This window comes from Streptomyces sp. H51, from assembly GCF_035656535.1.
Lineage (GTDB): Bacteria > Actinomycetota > Actinomycetes > Streptomycetales > Streptomycetaceae > Streptomyces.
Genome location: NZ_JAYMHD010000011.1, coordinates 210,565 through 227,197, shown reverse-complemented (window position 1 = coordinate 227,197; position 16,633 = coordinate 210,565). Strand labels below are relative to the sequence as shown.

The following is a 16,633-nucleotide window of genomic DNA, read 5'->3' as shown; positions in this document are numbered from 1 at the left end:
ACGGTCCGTCGGCTGCCCCGGTGCCGGTGGTCCAGCGGCAGTCGGTCACAGGGGCAGCGGGTCCATGTCGCAGTCCGCGCGATGACCCCAGTCGGCGGCCTGGACCACGGCCGGGTGATCGCCGCCCAGGGTGCGGCGCAGGCGTTCGCGGGTGTCCTGGCGCAGGACCTGCGCTTCTTCCTCCCGTCCCACCGCCCGCAGGTCCATGGCGAGGTTCGCGGCGCAGGCCAGGGTGGACGGGTGGTCGTCGTCGAAGACCTCCCGCGACCGGCGCAACGTCTCGGTGTCCAGTTCCAGGGCCGCCGCCGCGTCGCCCAGTGCGTAGCAGTCGCTGGCGAGGTTGGTGCGGCAGATCAGGGTGGAGGGGTGGTTCTCGCCGAGTCGCCCGGTGAACCGTTGCAGGGCCACGGTGTCGACGTGGTGCGCGGTCGCCGCGTCGTCCAGCAGACGGTGGATGACGGCGAGGTTCACCGCGGCGGACAGGGCGTGCGGGTGATACGCGCCGTACGTCTCCTCGTAGCGCCGGCAGATCGCCGTGCCGAGGTCCAAGGCCTCCCGCAGACTGCCCCGGTGGCGCAGGTGGATGGTCATCTCCAGGCTGGCCGCCATCGACTCGGGGTTGTGCTCGCCGTACCGGCGCACCAGTTCGGCGTGGATCCGCTCCGCGGTCGCCGCGGCCTCCTCGTGCTCGCCGGCCTTGCGCAGTGCGACGGCGAGGAGACGGACGCAGGACAGCGTGAACGGGTTGGTGTCGCCGAGCAGCGTCGTGGCATGCTGCGTGATCTGGTGGTTATAGGCCAACGCCTTCTGATGGTGGCCCAGTTCACGCAGATCGACGATCAGGCCGAGCCAGGTGCGCAACGAGCCGATGTGGTCCTGGCCGAAGATCTGGATGCGGCTGCGCCAGGTCTGCTCGTCCAGTTCCAGGGCCCGGGAGAAGCGGCCGACCAGCCGCAGGCTCACCCCGAGGTTGTGCGCGGCCCGCAGGGTCTCGGGATCGTCCGGGCCGAGGAGCTCCAGATACTGCCGGTGCACCGACTCGGCGAGTTCGAGGGCTTCGGTGAAGGCCCCGCGCACCCGGTGGTCGATGGCGACGTTGCCGAGCGCGTCCAGCGTGTCCGGGTGACCGGGGCCGAGCGCCCGGGTGTGGGCCTCCAGCGTCGCCGCGTTGAGTTCGGTCGCCTCCTGGTACCGGCCCATGTTGAACTGCAGGAAGCCCAGCCAGCGGGCGATCTGCAGGGTGTGCGTGTGCTCCTCGCCGAGGTCGCGGGACCAGGTCTCGTAGGCCGAGCGGGCCAGTTCCAGGCAGGACTCGTAATCACCCCAGCGCAGCAGGTACTTGACCTCGTTCACCACCAGGCGGCGCACCCAGGCCGAGTCGGAACGCACCGCCTCCGAGACGACGACGTGCGGATACAGGGCCCCGTAACGGTCCCAGCGCAGGGCGTCGTTGGGATCGTTGGGGTCGCTGGCCACCAGCAGCAGGTGGGCGCCGCGCCGCATCGTGGCGCGGTCCTCCTCGGTCATGCGGAACTGCAGTGCCGCCTGCACCAGCCGGTGCATCTGAAGGGTGTTGGTACGGTGGTTGAAGCGGGCCAGGGAGTACCGGCCGATGTCGCGGATGGCCTGACCGAGGCGGATCGGGTCGTCCAGCGCCGCGTCGAGCTCGGGCGTGACGGGACCCGGCGGCACACGCGAGAGCATGCTGCGCGCGATCGGCTCCGGCGCGTAGAACGAGCACACCTGAAGGAGCTGGTAGGCGGCCGGGTTCTTCGCCTCCAACTGGTCCAGGGAGATGTTCCAGGCGGCGATCACCGGGTGCTGGTTCCCCAGCGGCGCGGTGCCGCGCAGCAGGTCGACGCGTTTCTCGTCGAGCAGCCGCAGGTACTCCTCCACCGGCATGCCGGTCTCCGCGTGCCACGCCGCGGCCTGCTCTATGGCGAGCGGCAGATCGCCCAGCGCCTCCGCGAGCCGGTCGGCGTCCACGTCCTCGATCTCCGGGCCCCGGGCCCGTATCAGCTGCTTGCTCTCCTCCCGCAGGAAGACGTCGACCTCCAACGGGCGTGCCAGTGACGCCCACTGGGGATTGCGCGAGGTGACCAGGATGTTGCCCGGCCCGCCCGCTGGGAAGAACTGCCGCACGGCCTCGGGGCTTTCGGCATTGTCGAAGACGAGGATCCAGCGCGAGTACGGCACGCCCATGCGCAGCGCCTCCAGGACCGCGGCCACGGTCGAGGAGGCGTCGGAGCCGGTCGGCAGGCCGAGTCTCGGGGCCAGTTCCACCAGGGACAGGGAGATCTGCGCGGTCCGCTCCGCGGAGATCCACCAGACCACGTCGTACTCGCTCATCCGGCGGTACAGGTACTCGACCGCCAGCAGGCTCTTGCCGACGCCGCCCATGCCGTGCAGGGCATGGGGCAGTACTGCGGTCGCCCGCTCCCGCAGCAACCGCTGGTGGAGCGCGTCGAGCAGCGTTTCACGGCCGGTGAAGTTCGGGTTCCGGGGCGGGATGTTGCCCCAGATCGTCGGCGTGGAACCGGCGCGTCCGTCGCCTGTCGTGTCCGCCGGGGCCTGCTGCGGCATCACCGGCCTCCTCTTCCCGTGAAGGGTCGTCTCATGAACGGGGCTTCCGTGAACGGTGGTTGGGTGAGCGGTGGTGCCGTGGGCCGTGGTGCGGTGAGCGGTGGTGCCGTGGGCCGTGGTGCCGTGAACGGTGGTGCCGTAAGTGGTCGTTCCATGCCTGCTCGGCGGGGCGCCGTCACCGGGGGGCCGGGCGGCGGCGTCGGTGCGTGGCGAGGGTGCGGTGGTGCCGTGCCGCGGTGCCCGCCGCGCGTCGTCCCGCCGCGCGTCGTCCCGGCGGGCCGCGAGCGCTGCGTCGGCCGCGAGGGCCTCGTCCACTTCTCTGGCCGGCTTCAGGAACGGTCCGGACAGGGCGTGGAGCACGGCGCTCTCCGCCACGAGCCACGGCCCGGACTCCTCGTCGACCGGAGGGAGCCGGTGCTCGGCTGCCTCGCGCAGCAACCGGGGCAGTCGCCACAAGTGTTCCCCGCCGGATCCCCTGCGATCCCCCACGAACTCGACGACCCGCACCAGATCCGGTCGCCGTGCCGCGGCCAGCAGCTCGTCCCGGATGCCGGCGCCGAACTCGAACGTCCCCGCCTCCCGGCCCACCGGCACGACGAGGCCGTACACGAGCAGTTGGGCGAAGTCGGTGAGGGAGGTGCCGGGCAGCAGCGCCTGCTGGATCTCGGTGATCAGCCCGGCGGTGAGGGGGACGGCGGCGAGCATGGTCGCGAGCGTGAACACGTCGCGCGGCACGGACGACCGGAAACCCGCCACCCGCGCAGTCGGCGTGAGAGCCGCCTCGCCCTCGCCGGCGTCGACGGGCACGCGCGCGTGCGGGAACATCACCGTCAGCGGCAGCCACGTCGGCGGGGCCGCGCTCAGCAGCCCGGACCAGGCGTCCAGCCAGCGTGGGGCCAGTTCGAGCACCGGGACCGGCACGTCGGGCCGACGGTCGGGCGGCATGTCCCGCACGTCCGGACCGAGGCCGCGAGGCCGCCAGCGTGTCCGGTGGTTGGGCGCGCCCGGCCCGGGGGAGCGCAGCAGCACCTGCCAGCCGCGCAGTCCCGTCGCCCGCCACACCGGGTGCGGCAGCAGGTGGATCAGGGCGGTCGGCCCGGACTGTCCCCAGCGGCGCAGCAGAGGTTCCACCTCGTGCGTGCGCCAGCGCGGGCCCGCGCCGTCGGTGAGGAGCAGGGTCAGCCGCGACGCCGTGGGCCGGCGCGGCAGCGTCGCCGGGCCCGCGCTGCGGGTGGGCGGGAGCCGGTGCACGGTGACGCGGCGGGCCGCGCCGGTCTGTTGCAGGGCGGTCGCGAACTCACCGACGGTCGGCAGCCAGAGGCCCATCGTCGGACCGGTGTCGGCCACCACCGCCACCTCCCGGACGCCGGCGCGCCGGAGCGTGCCGCCCAGGCGCCGCAGGGCGGCCGGGACGCCGGGCGGCAGGGCGGGGGGAAAGCCGACGCTGCTCCGGGAGGAGGGCAAGGAGGGCAAGGAGGGCAAGGAGGTCCAGGAGGGCAAGGAGGTCCAGGACGTCCAGGACGTCCAGGACGGACTACCGCCGGTCCGAGTTCTGTCCGGGAGCGGCTCCGGCCGTGGCCCCGTCACGGCTCCTCCGGCGCGGTCCACTCCCATACGGTGTCCACGGCCTCCTGCCAGCCGCCGTCCTCGGCCAGCGTCGTCAGGACGCCGTCGGCGGCCAGCCGCAGCGCGTCCAGGAACCGTTCGACGACCGGTCCCTCGCTGCGGACGGCCCGGTCCAGGAAGGCGTCCACGACGTCCGGTGCGGGGGCGGGCGCCGGGTCGGGCGCGGGTGAGGCGGAGGCGGAGGCGGAGGCGGGGATGGGGCCGGGGAGCGAGGTGGGGGTGCTGGGCCCGGGCGGGAAGTGGTTCGCGGCGATGGCGCGCAGCAGCTCGGGGCCGGGTCGCCTCGTGCGCAGGGTGACGCAACGTCGTACGAGATCCGGGGACAGGTCCCGCTCGCCCGTGGTCGTGATAACGATCACCGGGAAGGCGTGGCTCCGCACCGACCGGTCCGGCAGCACCACCGTGGCCGCCGGATCGTCGTCGGTCGCCACCCGCGTCTCGGCGGGCGCGTCCGGCTCGGTGGGCGCGTCGGACGCGTCGGACACCGAGGGCGCCGCGATCCCCGGGGACGTCGCGGATCGCAGGGACGGCACGGACGCCGGGCCGGGCAGACGGAAGCCGCCCGCGGCCAGGACCGTGCACAGGTCGTCGGGCAGGGCGATCTCGGCGCGGTCGAGCCGGTCGATCAGCAGCACCCGGGGCCTGGCGTACGGCAGGAACGCGGTGCCCAGGGGGCCCAGCCCGATCCGTCCTCCGTCCCCGGTCTCGTACAGACCCTCCCGGAGGGTGCTCAGCGACGTGATGCGCCAGCGAAGGACGCGGCCGAGCCCCAGTTCCCGGCTGATGCGGTAGGCCAGCGTGGATTTTCCGGTGCCCGGCTCGCCGGTGACGAGCAGGGGGCGGCTCAGGCGCAGGGCCGCGTTCACCCGGTCGACCTCCTCCGGCGGCGCCGGCAGGGGCTGCCGCGGGGCACCCAGCACGATGCGGGCGTACGGGTCGGCTGCGGGCGGCGGGGGAAGGTCGGGGCCGCCGCCGAAACTGCGCCAGGGCGGCGCCTCGGGCCACGGCTGGTGCGTCGTACCGGGCAGACCCGTGCCCCGGTACGGCCCCCACGACACGCTGTTGGGCATCGACGGTGTCCCTTCGGATGATGGCCTGTCACGTACGGCCGTGTGCGGTCCGCGTACGGCCGTGTGCGGTTCTGGAAGCGGTGCTGGTGCGGAGGGCCGGGGCAGGCGCGGGCGCGCCGGGCGTGGTCATGGCGCTTCGGGGAGTACGGGCTTGCGGTCCGGGTCGTCCCACAGCACCGCGAGGTGCCGGCCGATGTGCGTCGCATCCTCGTCCTCGATGGCCGCGCGGCGGCGGAAGGCCGCCACCTTGGCCGGAAACCGCCGCAGGCCCTCCGCGAGCAGTCCGTCGATGACGTCCCGGAACTCCTGCGGCGAACGGCCCTCGCGGTGCCAGATCACCACCGGCAGCCCGCTGCGCAACGCCGCCTGCAGTTCCCGACGGCTGTGCGCCCGGGTGGGCACGGGCGGCTCGCTCAGCACCAGGGCGACGCAGTGCTCGTCGTCGCTCAGGCGTGCCTCCAGGCCGCGCAGGTGGTCGCCGTTCGTCCGCGCGACGTTGACGTACACCGACTTCGACGGGTGCTCGTCCTGGGCCAGCTGCTGCCAGCGGGAGCGCCAGAAGCGGTACCAGTCACGGTTCTGCAGCCGGTCCAGGCTGCGCACGACCACCGGGTAGTCCACCGCGAGCGGAACACCGGGCACCTCGGAGGTGTCCCGGGGCCAGCGGTCGACGGGCAGGTTGAGAAGCTCGAAGGGGAGCACGAACTCCAACGACACCTCGGCCAGCCGGTCGCCGCCCGTCTCCTCGACCCTCCTGATCACGTCCGTCACCGTCTGCTGCAGCCGGTCGGTCGGCACCCGCACCACCGTGTCGCCCAGTTCCCAGATCCGGCCGCGCGCGTCCGACATGAGGGAGTAGGAGACGGTGTAGTGACCGTCCTCCAGTGGATCGGGCGCGATGTGGATCGCCAGGTACTCCTGGTGCGGCCGGGCCACCGGCGGCACGGCCGGACTCGCGGCGCGGTCGCGGTCGAGCAGCTCCGCCAGACCGCAGCTCAGCGCCCACTGCCGGTTGCGGGCCAGCAGTTCCCGGGCCGTGGCCGGTTCCATCGCCTCGGCACTGCGGTCGAGGTACACCATCCACGGCGGCAGCCCGTTCCGCGTGGTGCCCTGGCCCGCCATGTGCAGGAAGTCGTGCCAGCAGCTCACGGCGTGCGGCGGCGGGACGACGACCCTGGACTCGGTGGCCGCCCGGACCACGGCAGTGCGCATCGCGTACGACATCGTCAGCCCGCTCAGGGCGCCGCTCAGGAAGTCCCAGGAGCCGGTGACCTGCGGCAGCCCGTGCAGCGAGTCGACCGCGGTCCACTCGTCGGCGAGCCGCTGCACCGCCGGTGCCTGGGGGCAGCCCGGCTCCACCAGCGCCAGGGTGCGCGCCAGCGCGGACAGGCCGTCCTGGTGACGGGTGCAGAACCGGAACAGCTCCACGAGCTGCAACGGCAGCGTCGGCTGCTCCCTCAGGTCGGCTCGGCGTCCGAGCGCCTCGCCGATCATCTCGACCAGCAGAGCGCGCGCGGAGCGCTCGTGCAGGGCGGGCACCTGGAGCAGCGCGGCCTGCGTCTCCTCACCGATCCGCTCCCGTATCCGTAACGCCGGGCTGCCGCGGCCCGCGCCGCCGTCTCCCGTCAACGCCGACCCGCCGGGTCGGGAGAGGCGGGGACGGTGGGCGCCGGGGCGGGGGAGCTGGGGCCGGGGGAGCTGGGGTCGGGGGAGTCGGCGCCGGGGAAGGCGGGGCCGATGGCGGCCGGGGGATTGTGGCTGGTCAGCGGGTGGCTGGTGAGGGGGTGGCCGGTGAGGGGGTGGCCGGCGAGGGAGCCGGCTGCGGCCGCGAGCAGCCGGGTACGGGCCTCGTCCTCGGTCAGGCCGCCCGTGAGGTCGACGTACGCCGTGTCCGCCGTGTCCGGCAGGGGCCATGGGGGACGACACCGCTCGACCAGGACCGGCAGCAGCGCACCGCTGCCGCGCTGCGGATCCCCCGTGTGCACCGCCCGCCACACCAGGCCGGGGTACGGGCCCGAGAGGTAGTCCGCAGACAGCACGGGGACGGTGCGTTCGCTCCGCTCCACACCGCTGCGCACGTCAGGGCGACCGGCGTCGCCGGTGCCGGTGCCGGTGCCGGTGCCGACGGGACCGTCGCCGCCGGGGGCCGCGACGTCCCGTTCCTGTACGAGAACGCGGAAACCGGCGTTCTCCAGCTGCCAGGTGATCCAGGAGGCCCACCGGCGGTCGGTCGCGGCGTACGACACGAAGAAGTGGACGCGGTCCGCGGATGCCGCGGCGGTGACGGTTCCGCCCGTCGGTTCCGCCGCCCGGGTGTCCCGCAGGCTCCGCACCAGATCACCGATGCTCTCGGCGGTGCGGCTGTGCCCTTCGAGAAGCGAAACGGCCTCGGCCAGTGCGGGCGGCCCGTCCGCACCCGCGCGCAGGCAGAACCGTACGAGTTCGAGCAGCTGCCCCCGTGCCGTGGGCTGTTCCCGCAGCACCACCGGACGCCTCAGCGCGTCGCCCACCAGCTCGACCAGTGTGGCCCGGGCACCGCGGTCGCCGAGGACCGGGGAGGCGCACAGCGCCTGCACCGCGGCGCGCAGCCAGTCCTGGTCCGGGTGGGTACGGAGACCGTCCCTGTCCACAACACCCCCCGAGAAGTTGTGTCCGAGAGTTCAGGATACGGACGCGGTGACACGGCGTCAGGAGTTCTGCGGGGCGGGAGCGAGAGGACGGCGACTGTTTGCCCTATGCCTGTTTGTGTCCGTCTTGCATCCGAACCTGTTTACATCCCGGAAAAGCGGGCGTAGCCTCCCGGGAAAACCACACGTTCGGGCATGAGTCGGAGGCGAACGGACATGTACGCACCGGAGCGCCAGCAGGAGATCCTCCGGCTGGCCCGTGACGGCGGCCGGGTCGACGTGGTCTCGCTGGCCGAGGAGTTCCAGGTGACGGCGGAGACCATCCGACGCGACCTGAAGGCCCTCGACCGTGCCGGCCTCGTGCGTCGGGTGCACGGCGGTGCCATCCCCGTCGGACGCCTCGACTTCGAGCCGGACCTCGCCGAGCGCGAGGGCACGGCGGCCGACGAGAAGGACCGCATCGCGAAGGCGGCCGTCGCGGAACTGCCGGGCGAGGGCACGATGATCCTCGACGCCGGTACGACCGTGGCACGGTTCGCGGCCGCGGTCCCGCTGGAGTCCTCGCTCACCGTCGTCACCCACAGCCTGCCGATCGCGGCCCGCCTCGCGGATCACCCCGGCATCCAGCTCCACCTCGTCGGAGGGCGCGTACGGCACCGTACGCGCGCCGCCGTCGACGCCTGGGCGCTGCGGGCGTACGGCGAGATCCGGGCCGACGTCCTCGTCCTCGCGGCCAACGGCTTCTCCGTCGACCACGGCCTGACCACCCCCGACCTCGCCGAGGCGGCGGTCAAGCGGGCCGCGATGGCCGCGGCCCGGCGCGTGGTCCTGCTCGCCGACTCCTCCAAATGCGGCCAGGAGCACTTCGCCCGCTTCGGGGACCTCGGCGACGTCGACCTGCTGATCACCGACAGCGGGCTGAGCCAGGAAGACACCACCGCCATCGAGCGCGGCGGCACGGAAGTGGTGCGCGCATGATCCTCACCGTCACCCCGAATCCGTCCCTGGACCGCACCTACGAGGTTCCGTCACTGGAGCGCGGTGAAGTCATCCGCGCCACCGGCGAACGCATGGACCCGGGCGGCAAGGGCGTCAACGTCTCGCGCGCCGTCGCGGCCGCCGGGCGGCGCACGGTCGCGGTCCTGCCCCTCGGTGGTGCGCCGGGGGCGCTCGTGGCCACCCTGCTCGACGCGCAGGGCATCGAGGTCGCGCCGGTGCCGGTCGCCGGCGACACCCGCTCCAACATCGCGCTCGCCGAGGCGAACGGCGTACTCACCAAGATCAACGCGCCGGGGCCCGAGCTGTCCGTGGCCGAACAGGAACTCCTGCTGGAGACCGTGCGCGAACAGTCGCGCGCCGCGGACTGGATCGTGTGCTGCGGGAGCCTGCCGAGGGGACTCGCGCCGGCCTGGTACGCCGACGTCGTGGCGCGGGCGCACGCCGGGGGAGCGCGGATCGCGCTGGACACCTCGGGCCGCGCGCTCCTCGAGGCGCTGGCCGAGCGGCCCGACGTGGTGAAGCCGAACGCCGAGGAGCTCGCGGAAGCCGTCGGGCGCCCCCTGGCCACCGTGGGCGACGCGCTGAAGGCGGCCGAGGAGCTGCGCGAGATGGGCGCGGGCGCCGTGCTCGCGAGCCTGGGCGCCGACGGGCAGTTGCTCGTGGACGGCACGGGCGCCTGGTTCGGCAGCGCGCGCGTGGACACCGTACGCAGCAACGTCGGCGCCGGAGACTCCTCGCTCGCCGGTTTCCTGATCGCGGGCGGCGACGGACCGGAGGCCCTCGCCTCCGCGGTCGCGCACGGAGCGGCGGCCGTCCAGCTGCCGGGCAGCGTGATGCCGACGCCGTCCGATCTGGATCCCGAGGCCGTGACCGTCACCGCCGAGGTCCCGGTGGACCGTGCTCTGAGGGAGCCGGTGTCATGACCCCGCTCACGGCACCCGCCACAGCACCCGTCCCAACGGCACCCGCCACAGCGCCGGTCCCGACGGCACCCGCCACAGCGCCGGTCCCGACGGCACCCGCCACAGCGCCGGTCCCGACGGCACCCGCCACAGCGCCGGTCCCGACGGCACCCGCCACAGCGCCGGTCCCGACGGCACCCGCCACAGCGCCGGTCCCGACGGCACCCGCCACAGCGCCGGTCCCGACGGCACCCGCCACAGCACCCGTCCCAACGGTCCCCGCCACCGCTCCGGGTCTCGAACGGCGAGCCTTCCCGCTGCTCGCCGCCGCCGACGGGAGGCAGGGCCGGCTGAGCCGCCCTGCCGTCCCCGGGGTGCGGGGCTTCCCCGCCTCCGCCCCCTGCCGCGCGGGGCTCCCCGCCCGCGCCGCCCTCCCCCACAGCACCCCCGTCCCCACCCCCGCCCACCCCACGTCCCGGGCGACACGCGTGCGAAGGAGCCCGCGATGAGCAAGATGATCACCGCGGACCTGGTCGATCTCGACCTGTCCGCCGATACCAAGGAAGCGGCGGCGCGTGCCCTCGCCGAGCGCATGGTGGCCCAGGGCCGGGTGACCGATCTGGAGGGTTTCCTCGCCGACGTGGCCGCCCGTGAGGCCCAGATGCCGACCGGCCTGGACGGCGGCATCGGCATCCCGCACTGCCGCAGCGCACACGTCACCGAGCCCACGCTCGCCTTCGGGCGCAGCCGGGCCGGGATCGACTTCGGCGCCCCGGACGGCCCCGCAGACCTGATCTTCCTGATCGCGGCACCCGCGGGCGCCGACGACGCCCACCTGACGATCCTCTCGTCGCTGGCCCGGCAGCTGATGAACGCCGAGTTCACCGGCGCGCTGCGCTCGGCGGGCGACGCGGCGGCCGCGGCGGCGCTCATCAGGGGCGAGGAACCGCCGGCGGAGGCCGAGCCGTCGGCCACGACCGAGACCGAGGACGCGCGGCCCGAGAGCGCAGCCGAGGGCGTCTCCGAAGGCTCCGTGGCGGCGTCGGGGGCGGCCTCCGTCGACGCCGCCACGGGCAGCGCGGCCCCGGCGCCGGGCGCCACCGCTCCGGCGCCGGGCGCCAGGGAGTCCGCCGACGCCCCCGCCTTCCGCATCGTCGCCGTCACCTCCTGCCCGACCGGCATCGCCCACACCTACATGGCTGCCGAATCGCTGGAGAACGCCGGCCGCGAGGCGGGCATCGAGGTCGTCGTCGAGACGCAGGGCTCGGCCGGCTTCACCCGGCTCGACCCGGCCGTCATCGCGGCGGCGGACGGCGTGATCTTCGCGCACGACGTGCCCGTGCGGGAGAAGGAACGCTTCGCCGGCAAGCCGACCGTCGACGTCGGCGTGAAGGCGGGCATCAACCGCCCCGCCGAGCTGATCTCCGAGGTGCGCGACAAGGCCGCACGCGGTGAGGTGAGCGCGGGGGCGCCCGCGGGAACCGGTACGCCGGTCGAGCGCGCCGGCGAATCCGGCGAGGGCTACGGCACCAAGCTCCGCAAGTGGCTGATGTCCGGCGTGAGCTACATGGTCCCGTTCGTCGCGGCGGGCGGTCTGCTGATCGCCCTCGGCTTCGCGATCGGCGGATACAAGATCAACAAGGCGCCGTCGGTCATGGACCACTTCGTGTGGGGCCAGGCGGACAGCTGGGCGGCGCTGCTGTTCCAGATCGGTGCCGTCGCCTTCGGCTTCCTCGTGCCGGTGCTGGCCGGCTACATCGCCTACGGCATGGCGGACCGTCCCGGTCTCGTCCCCGGCTTCGTCGGCGGCGCGATCGCCCTCACCATCAACGCCGGTTTCCTCGGCGGCCTGGCGGCCGGTCTGATCGCCGGTGGCGTGGTGATGGCGATCCAGAAGGTCAACATTCCGGCTGCGCTGCGCGGCATCATGCCGGTGGTGGTGATCCCGCTGATCTCCTCGGCGATCGTCGGGTTCCTGATGTTCGTCGTGATCGGCAAGCCCATCGCCTCCGCCCAGAAGGGCATGACCGACTGGCTGAACGGTCTCTCCGGCGCCAACGCCGTCCTGCTCGGCATGCTGCTCGGCCTGATGATGTGCTTCGACCTCGGCGGTCCCGTCAACAAGGTCGCCTACACCTTCGCCACCGCCGGCATCGCGGTCTCCGACCCGAGTGACTCCGCGATGAAGATCATGGCCGCGGTCATGGCGGCCGGCATGGTCCCGCCGTTGGCGATGGCCCTGGCCACGACCGTGCGCGGCAAGCTCTTCACCGAGACCGAGCGCGAGAACGGCAAGGCCGCCTGGGTCCTGGGCGCCTCCTTCATCTCCGAGGGCGCGATCCCGTTCGCGGCGGCCGACCCGCTGCGGGTCATTCCCTCCTCGATGGTGGGCGGCGCGATCACCGGAGCGCTGTCGATGGCCTTCGGCGCCACTCTGCGAGCCCCGCACGGCGGCATCTTCGTGGTGCCGCTGATCGGCAACCCGTTCCTCTACCTGGTCGCCATCGCGGCGGGCGTGTTCGTCACCGCGGCACTGGTGGTCGTCCTGAAGGGCATGCGCAAGCCGGCCTCCGGGACAGCGGCCGGGCAGGCGGCCGACGGTTCGGTCACCGCGCAGGCCGGTGCGAAGCAGCCGGTGGCCGCCTGACACCGGCCGGAGGGGGCGGCGCCCGCGGAAACCGCCCCTCCGCACGTCCTTTTCACGCACTGTGTGTCGTTCACGGCACCTGCGGCAAGTGCGACGCCTGCGTGTCATGCGAGATACGTCACGGTCCGGGACGGAAGTCCCGGACCGTGGTGTCTACTGGAACGCATGCCTGAGCACGTCTCGATCCTCCGGTCGCTGGGCGTCGCCGTCCTCGCCCTGACGGCCGTCGTCTGGGTGATCCTGCTGACCCGCATCCTGCGCCGCGGCCGCACCCGGGCGGGCAGGCGGCCCGCCGCCCCCACGCTGGACGCCCTCCCGTACCAGGCTCAGGCCGGACCCCACCTGGAGGCCGTGGAACTGACCCCTGCGGAGCGGGACGCCTTCGCCGGCCTGGTGAGGCAGCTCAGCGACGGCCACTGAGGCGCGCGCCGGGCCGGTGAGGCCGCGTGCGGCGCGCTCCTGCGGTCAGGAGACCTGCGCCGCCCGCCGTTCCATCGCGTCCCGCGCCGCGTCCTCCGTCGTGTACACCTCGCACATGTGCCGTCCGTCCGGCGTCGCCGTGTGCTCGACCTCCCACAGGGACACCTCCTCGCCGTCCCGCAGCAGGAACGCGTGCTCGTACAGCGAGAAGCACAGCCCGCTGCGACCCGCGCGGCACGGACGCCCGAAGGCCTGCATGATCTGGTGCGCGCACGCCGTCCTCAGCAGCGCGGCGGTCTCCGCACCCGGCCGGTCCGGGTTCTCCGCGCGACGCAGCAGCCGGCGCGCGTGGTCCGCCGAGTCGTCCGGCACGTACGCGTGCCGAGGCACCGGGACCGACGACCACTGCACCGTCACCGGCAGCTCGAAGTCGGCGGCGTCCGGCGGCATCGGCAGCCGCGTGGTGGCGACCCGCAGCTCCTCCTCGTCGACGTACACCTCGTGCTGCGGGGCGCTGCCCGGCGCGCTGTTGTGCACGAGCTCCCAGAGCGTGAGCGCCGAGCCGTCGACGAGCAGCCAGGTGTGCCGGTACGTCTCCCGGTGCAGCCCGGCGCTGTGGTGCGCCGAGTGCAGCGAACTGTCGTGCGCCAGCGCACTGTCGAGTCGTCTTATCGTCTCGTCCGGAAGCTCGAAGGAGTTCAGAGCACGGCCGAGCAGTCGCGCGAGGTGCTCCTCCGGAGACTCCGGCGATTCGTGTGGTTCGTGCGCTGCCGTCTCGTACGGAACGCTCAAGGTTTCTCCCGGCGTTGCTGCATGTCACCTTGTGGGTGCATACCGTAGCCCCTCGGTCGGACATTGTGTCCGGGAACCGAGAAAACGTACGCCCGGAAAACGCCCGGGCCGCGCGGGATGTTCCCCGCGCGGCCCATGACTCCGTCAAAATCCGCAGTGCGCCCGGCACTTCGCCGATCAGGCGCGCAGTGCGGCGATCACGCCGCGCTGCCCGCGGTCCACTCGCTCCACGACATGTTCCAGCCGTTGAGCCCGTTGTCGGGCGCCACCGTCTTGTCGGGAGAGTTCTTGACGATCACGACGTCGCCGATGAGTGAGTTGTCGTAGAACCACTTCGACGGCGTGGCCCCCTGCGCGCCCTCCACGTCCGCAAGCCCGACGCAGCCGTGGCTGGAACCCACCCTGCCGAACGGCGGGTTGCCCCTGTTGTACCAGTAGTTGCCGTGGATGAACGTGCCCGACGACGTCAGGCGCATCGCGTGCGGCACGTTCGCGATGTCGTACTCGGAGCCCAGGCCGACGGTCTGGCTGTTCATGCGGGTCTGCACGAACTTCTCGGAGATCACCATCTGCCCGTTGTACGTGGTGTGCTGAGGATCGCCCGTCGAGACGGGCACCGTCTTGAGGGTCTCGCCGTCCCGCACGACCGTCATCGTCTGCGTGGCGGTGTCGACGGTGGAGACCTGCGAGCGCCCGATGGTGAAGGTGACGGTCTTCTTCTGCACCCCGTAGACGCCGTTCGCGCCCTCGACGCCGTCCAGGTCGATCTTCATCGTGACCTTGGAGCCGGCCTTCCAGTACTCCTCGGGCCGGAAGTCGAGCCGCTGGGACCCGAACCAGTGCCCCACCACCTCCTGCCCGCTGCTCGAGGTGACGTCGATGTGCGACTGCACGGCCTTCTTGTCGCTGATCGCCTTGTCGAAGGTGAACGACACCGGCATTCCGACACCGACCGTCGTGCCGTTGTCCGGCGTGTACGTGCCGATGAAGCTGTTCCCCGAAGAGACGGTCGTGAAGATGGAGTTGGCCGCCGAGGTGCGGCCGCCCGCATTCTTGGCGGTCGCCGATATCTGGTACTTGGTCCCGCGCTCCAGCTGCTCCTTCGGCTTCCAGCTGGTGCCGTCCGCGGACAACGAGCCCGGTACGGTCTGTTCCGTCCCCGCCACCGTCATCTTCACGTCGGTCAGCCTGCCTCCGCTGACCTTCACCCCGGTCCTGTTGATCGACGCGCCGGTCGATCCGTCCTTCGCCGAGATGACGATCTTCGCTGCCGACGTCTCGGAGGCGCTCTTGCCGCCCTTGCCGTCGGTGGTGGAATCGGCTTTGGCGTTCCCGCCGCAGGCGGTCAGGGTGAGGGCGCCGACCATCAGGGCGGCACAGGCCCCGAGTGCGCGCCGCGCTGTTATGTCCGGCGTAGTCACGGGCTGCTCCAGGTTCGTGTGATGTGCGTGATCCGCTCCAGTGCGTGGAGGAAGAGGGCGGCAACGGCCGGAGAGGTTCCCGCCGCCCGCCCGGAACGGCGACACGTGACAGAACCGGGACAATCGGAGGCGTGCGGCGCGCCGGCACACGCCGGTGCTGCGAGCCGCGGCTCTCCGCCCGCCTGTCGCCTCCGCCCCGGACGGCGTGCGAGAGAGCCGAGCGCGCCCCCGCCGTGTGTCACGCCGTCCCGTACAGCTCCTCGTACGACGGCCACACGCCACCCGGCCCGTCCACCGGCTCCGCCGCTCGTACGGCGCGCACGATGGCGCGGGTCACCACGTCCGCGCCGGCGGCGAGGATCTCGTTCAGCGCGAGGAGGTTCTCGGCGTCGAGGGGACGCGCCCCTGTCGCCAGCGCGAACACCGTGTCCCCGTCGTTGAGCAGGTGCACCGGTCGCACGGCGCGCGCGATGCCGTCGTGCGCCGTGCCGGCCAGCTTCTGCGCCTGCGCCTTCGACAGGTCGGCGTCGGTGGCGACCACGGCGAGTGTCGTGTTGAGCGGAGGGCGCCCGTTCGTCGCCGCGATGTCGGTGAGGCGCCGGAGCGCGGCCGCATGGACGCGCGCCTCCGGACGGTTCAGGCGGCCCTGGAACAACTCCCCGTACAGCATGCCCGTCTCGGGATCCATCGCCGACCCGGCCGCGTTGGCCACCACCAGCGCGGCCACCGTGATCCCGGACTCCAGGACGGCGCTCGCGCTGCCGACCCCACCCTTCAGCGCCCCCACGGCGGCGCCGGCGCCGGCGCCCACGCACCCTTGAGGCACTCGCGCTCCCGAGCCGCTCTCCGCCGCCGCCTCGACCGCGGCGCGGCCGGTGGACGCGTCCGGCCGGGCGGAGAAGTCGCCGCCCCGCCCCAGATCGAAGACGCACGCGGCGGGCACCACCGGTACGACATGCGCGGGATCGGTCCCGACACGCACCCCACGCTGTTGCTCTTCCAGCCAGGCCATCACCCCGGACACCGAGTCGAGCCCGTAGGCGCTGCCGCCCGTCAGCACGATCGCGTCGACCTTCTGCACGAGATTGCGCGGGTCGAGGGCGTCGGTCTCCTTCGTGCCGGGGCCGCCGCCCCGTACGTCCACGGCGGCGACGGCCCCGCCCTCCGGCGCGAGCACGACCGTGGTGCCGGTGAGCCAACCGGCGCCGATACGTGTCGCATGCCCCACTCGCACGCCTGCGACGTCCGTCAAAGCGTCAACTGTCATGGCCCCAGTCTGGCCCGGCCCGCCGCGCGGACGGCCCTCTCACCCGTCGCCGTCGCCCGCCCCCGCTCCCCGTGCCGCTGCCCGCGCCCCGCCCCTCTCCCCGGGAAGCCCGAAGCCCGTCCACGCCCACCGGACGGCGAGGAGAACTCCGGCGAACCTCAGCACCCATGCCGTCCGGCCGAGCGTCTTGTGAAACATTTCACAAGACGCTCGCCTGCCGTTTCTCCAGCGAATAGGCCAGGTCAGACCCTTTCCGCCGGAAACTGATCGATTATCGAT

The 16,633-nt window shown here is 73.0% G+C and carries 12 protein-coding genes; 4 read left to right on the top strand and 8 right to left on the bottom strand.

Features of this window, described 5'->3' with window-relative positions; translation table 11 throughout:
- Positions 1–45: 45 nt before the first annotated feature.
- From fxsT to VKA29_RS01535, 4 genes are all read right to left on the bottom strand, one after another.
- A complete protein-coding gene (gene fxsT / locus VKA29_RS01550) occupies positions 46–4,047 on the bottom strand; it encodes an FxSxx-COOH system tetratricopeptide repeat protein (RefSeq protein WP_324783275.1) in 4,002 nt (1,333 codons plus the stop codon).
- 119 nt (positions 4,048–4,166) lie between these two features.
- A complete protein-coding gene (locus tag VKA29_RS01545; RefSeq protein ID WP_324783274.1) occupies positions 4,167–5,279 on the bottom strand; it encodes a MoxR family ATPase in 1,113 nt (370 codons plus the stop codon).
- Positions 5,280–5,405: 126 nt separating this feature from the next.
- Positions 5,406–6,908: an effector-associated domain 2-containing protein gene (locus VKA29_RS01540; RefSeq protein WP_324783273.1), complete on the bottom strand. Its 1,503-nt coding sequence runs from the start codon at positions 6,906–6,908 to the stop codon at positions 5,406–5,408.
- Positions 6,905–7,909, bottom strand: coding sequence for a toll/interleukin-1 receptor domain-containing protein (locus tag VKA29_RS01535; RefSeq protein WP_324783272.1), 1,005 nt, complete (start codon positions 7,907–7,909; stop codon positions 6,905–6,907). The genes VKA29_RS01540 and VKA29_RS01535 overlap by 4 nt, the downstream gene beginning before the upstream one ends.
- Before the next feature lie 213 nt (positions 7,910–8,122).
- Here VKA29_RS01535 and VKA29_RS01530 point away from each other — a divergent pair, with 213 nt between their 5' ends.
- Complete coding sequence (locus VKA29_RS01530) at positions 8,123–8,884, top strand: DeoR/GlpR family DNA-binding transcription regulator (protein ID WP_324783271.1); 762 nt, start codon at positions 8,123–8,125, stop codon at positions 8,882–8,884.
- Positions 8,881–9,828: a 1-phosphofructokinase gene (pfkB, locus tag VKA29_RS01525; RefSeq protein WP_324783270.1), complete on the top strand. Its 948-nt coding sequence runs from the start codon at positions 8,881–8,883 to the stop codon at positions 9,826–9,828. The genes VKA29_RS01530 and pfkB overlap by 4 nt, the downstream gene beginning before the upstream one ends.
- Before the next feature lie 6 nt (positions 9,829–9,834).
- Here the strand turns inward: pfkB and VKA29_RS01520 are convergent, their stop codons facing one another.
- On the bottom strand, positions 9,835–10,080 hold the full coding sequence (locus tag VKA29_RS01520) for a hypothetical protein (protein WP_324783269.1): 246 nt from the start codon (positions 10,078–10,080) through the stop codon (positions 9,835–9,837).
- A 232-nt stretch (positions 10,081–10,312) separates the two neighbouring features.
- Between VKA29_RS01520 and VKA29_RS01515 the strand changes: the two genes are divergently transcribed.
- Positions 10,313–12,454: a fructose-specific PTS transporter subunit EIIC gene (locus VKA29_RS01515; protein WP_324783268.1), complete on the top strand. Its 2,142-nt coding sequence runs from the start codon at positions 10,313–10,315 to the stop codon at positions 12,452–12,454.
- A gap of 165 nt (positions 12,455–12,619) precedes the next feature.
- Positions 12,620–12,874, top strand: a complete 255-nt coding sequence (locus VKA29_RS01510) for a hypothetical protein (protein ID WP_324783267.1) — start codon at positions 12,620–12,622, stop codon at positions 12,872–12,874.
- Positions 12,875–12,919: 45 nt separating this feature from the next.
- Here VKA29_RS01510 and VKA29_RS01505 read toward each other — a convergent pair whose 3' ends face one another.
- The 3 genes from VKA29_RS01505 to VKA29_RS01495 form a co-directional block, all read right to left on the bottom strand.
- Complete coding sequence (locus VKA29_RS01505) at positions 12,920–13,666, bottom strand: DUF6227 family protein (RefSeq protein WP_324783266.1); 747 nt, start codon at positions 13,664–13,666, stop codon at positions 12,920–12,922.
- Between the two features lie 197 nt (positions 13,667–13,863).
- A complete protein-coding gene (locus VKA29_RS01500; protein WP_324783265.1) occupies positions 13,864–15,033 on the bottom strand; it encodes a L,D-transpeptidase in 1,170 nt (389 codons plus the stop codon).
- A gap of 292 nt (positions 15,034–15,325) precedes the next feature.
- Positions 15,326–16,354, bottom strand: coding sequence for a P1 family peptidase (locus VKA29_RS01495; protein WP_324783264.1), 1,029 nt, complete (start codon positions 16,352–16,354; stop codon positions 15,326–15,328).
- Positions 16,355–16,633 lie beyond the last annotated feature (279 nt).

Excerpts from the sequence above, each read along its gene's own strand:
- VKA29_RS01545 (WP_324783274.1), bottom strand. The coding sequence starts at position 5,279 with ATGCCCAACAGCGTGTCGTGGGGGCCGTACCGGGGCACGGGTCTGCCC.
- VKA29_RS01530 (WP_324783271.1), top strand. The coding sequence starts at position 8,123 with ATGTACGCACCGGAGCGCCAGCAGGAGATCCTCCGGCTGGCCCGTGAC.
- pfkB (WP_324783270.1), top strand. The coding sequence starts at position 8,881 with ATGATCCTCACCGTCACCCCGAATCCGTCCCTGGACCGCACCTACGAG.
- VKA29_RS01515 (WP_324783268.1), top strand. The coding sequence starts at position 10,313 with ATGAGCAAGATGATCACCGCGGACCTGGTCGATCTCGACCTGTCCGCC.
- VKA29_RS01510 (WP_324783267.1), top strand. The coding sequence starts at position 12,620 with ATGCCTGAGCACGTCTCGATCCTCCGGTCGCTGGGCGTCGCCGTCCTC.
- VKA29_RS01500 (WP_324783265.1), bottom strand. The coding sequence starts at position 15,033 with ATGGTCGGCGCCCTCACCCTGACCGCCTGCGGCGGGAACGCCAAAGCC.
- VKA29_RS01495 (WP_324783264.1), bottom strand. The coding sequence starts at position 16,354 with ATGACAGTTGACGCTTTGACGGACGTCGCAGGCGTGCGAGTGGGGCAT.